Origin of the sequence: Micromonospora sp. NPDC047467 (genome assembly GCF_040643095.1) — a bacterium.
Taxonomy (GTDB): domain Bacteria; phylum Actinomycetota; class Actinomycetes; order Mycobacteriales; family Micromonosporaceae; genus Micromonospora.
Map to the genome: position 1 here is coordinate 1 of NZ_JBEYTO010000026.1, position 2,533 is coordinate 2,533.

Sequence of the window (2,533 nt, forward strand, 5' to 3'; positions counted from 1 at the left end):
GGTACCGTCGCCAGCGCCACAGACACCCGGCTGCCTGTCCTGATCCCTGCGGCCTACCGCCACAAGACACGCACGATCCGATCGATCGCCTACATCACGGGCGCGAGGGTCGGCAGCGTCACGATCTACGCGGCGAACGATGCATCCCGGCCCGGGCAGGTGTGGCTGACATCGAAACCGGCGATCGCCACAGGCGACGTCGTCCTGCCCGGCCAAGTCTCCTGGGCGGTGAGCTAGATGGCACGGCAGTCATTCGGTGCGGGCGTCGGCGACTTCGTCGTGCGTCCCGCAGACGGACTGTGGGGTGTAGGGGTCGGGGCGGTGGTCACGTTCTGGGACGCGCCCACCGACGGCACCCAGCTCACTGACCTCCTCGACGCGAGCGACTCTCCGATCACGTCGGTGACCGCCGATGAGTACGGCGCGCTGCCGCGCTTCCGCGGCCCGGACGGTGTGACCGGGATGTGGGCGGACGCCGGCGGCAGCAGCCGGGCGTGGATGGACGCCCACGGCATCACCAGCAGCGGGGGCGGCAGCGGAGGGGGCGGGGGTGGCTTCACTCAGCTCGTCCGAGTCGTCGCCTCGGCCACCGCGCCCGCCGACGTCCGGGCAGCAGCCCAGTACGTGTGCACCGGCACCGCTGACCAGACGGTGATCCAGCGCGCTCTCAACGACGCCCGCGACAACGGCGGCGGCGAGGTGCAGCTCACCGTCGGTGACTACAACTTGACGGCGCCGCTGTCTATTGAGGGCACCGACGACGTCGATGTGGAGATCGGCATCGCGCTGCGCGGGCATGGCGCACGGGCGACCATGCTGAAGGCCGGCGCAGGGATGACCTCGGCGATCCACCTGTCCAAGGTGGTCCGGGTTCACCTGTCGGACTTCGGCATCACGATCGGCGGGGCCACGCACGGCATCTCCTCGTCCACCACCAACGGCACCAGGTCCGGGCACCGCTCGTTCTGGAACTCCACCTTCACGAACCTGCAGATCAACGGGCCGTGGAACGGGTCCCACACCGGGTGGGCGCTGCACCTTGGATCCCCGTTCCGCAGCGTTTTCGAAAACCTGGAGATCGGCGGCGTCGGCAACGGCATCCGCATGTTCTCCGAGCACGCCGACTTCAACCCCGGCGACAGCACCGTCAACCGCGTGTTCGTGGAGACGCTCGGCAACAACCGGGTCGCCTACCAGGTCGACTCCACCACCAGCGTCGGTGTCATGAACCAGATCGAGTTCACGATGTGCGAGGCCATCGCGAACGGCAGCGGCTGCACCGGCATCCAGCTGTCCGGCACCGGGCCCGTCAACCACACACACTGGCGTGGCGTCAACTTGGAGCAGTTCGACAAGCTCGTCGACGTGCAGCGCGGGAGCGGCAACACCTTCCGCCTCAACTACGTCGAGCTCCGCGCCGCCGCGGGTCTGACCGCGTTCACGTTCGGCGCGAACGCCTACAACAACAGCGTCCTGTCCTGTGGCCTGCTGTACACCGAGAACAACTGCCTGCTGTACGCGGACGGCAACACCTCCCTGCCGTCGCAGCCGAACAGCATCGAGCGCACACGGATCTTCGCCAACGGCACCGCTGCGGTCACCGGCACCGCGAACTCGGCGGGGACGACAATCCGCAGAGGCATCGTCGGCTCGGGCACCGGCACGATCTCCGTCCTGCACACTCCCGGCATCACGGCCCCCTCGCAGGTGATCCCCCTCACCGACGCGGCGACCATCGCCACCGACGCCAGCAGGGGCAGCCACTTCAAGGTCACGATGGCGGGCGACCGCACCCTCGGCGTGCCGACGAACCCCACGGACGGGCAACGGATCATGTGGGAGGTCGTCGCCTCCGGCGCGGCCCGCACCCTCACCCTCGCCGGCGGCGCGGGCGGCTTCGCTTTCGGGTCGGACATCACCGGCCTCACCGCCACCGCGTCTGGGAAGACCGACTTCCTCGGCGCGGTCTACAGCGCCAGCGCCAACGCGTGGCGGGTCGTCGCCTACGCCAAGGGGTACTGATGCCCGCCCTCGCAACGCTGGTCGACACCTTCGACGCCGGCACCATCAACACCAGCCTGTGGACCGGCAACTACGGCACCGTCAGCCAGGTCGGCGGCCGGGCCCGCGTCGCCTGCGCGAGCACCTACTCCGCGTTCGCCTCGGCCGCCGCGTACACCCTCGCCGGATCATCCGTGTACATCCGGGTGTACCCGCCCGCCGCGGGCGGGGCCACGACCTCGGCCTACGCCCTGCTAGCGGTGCTGTCCGGAACGGATGGAACCGAGGCCGGGGTCATGCTCAATGCAGCGACCGGCAAGATCCGCTTCCAATCAAACACCGCGTACTGGGACGCTGCCGCCGTAGAGCTGACCTATGACCCGGTGGCCCACGCCTGGGTGCGGCTTGCCGAGGCCGGCGGAACCCTGACCTGGTCTACCAGCCCGGACGGCACCGCGTGGATGACCAGGCGCACCCTCGCCACCCCCGCGTGGATCACCAGCGGCACCACGCTCTCGCTGCTCCTGCAATC

General features: G+C 69.3%; 3 protein-coding genes. All 3 read left to right on the forward strand.

All coding sequences use genetic code 11. From position 1 onward, the window contains the following. The coding region (locus tag ABZ780_RS31595) for a hypothetical protein (RefSeq protein WP_357488402.1) at window positions 1-237 on the forward strand (237 nt) is incomplete at its 5' end. After that, complete coding sequence (locus tag ABZ780_RS31600; protein WP_357488404.1) at window positions 238-2,022, forward strand: hypothetical protein; 1,785 nt, start codon at window positions 238-240, stop codon at window positions 2,020-2,022. Then, the coding region (locus ABZ780_RS31605) for a hypothetical protein (RefSeq protein ID WP_357488406.1) at window positions 2,022-2,533 on the forward strand (512 nt) is incomplete at its 3' end. The genes ABZ780_RS31600 and ABZ780_RS31605, both read left to right, overlap by 1 nt.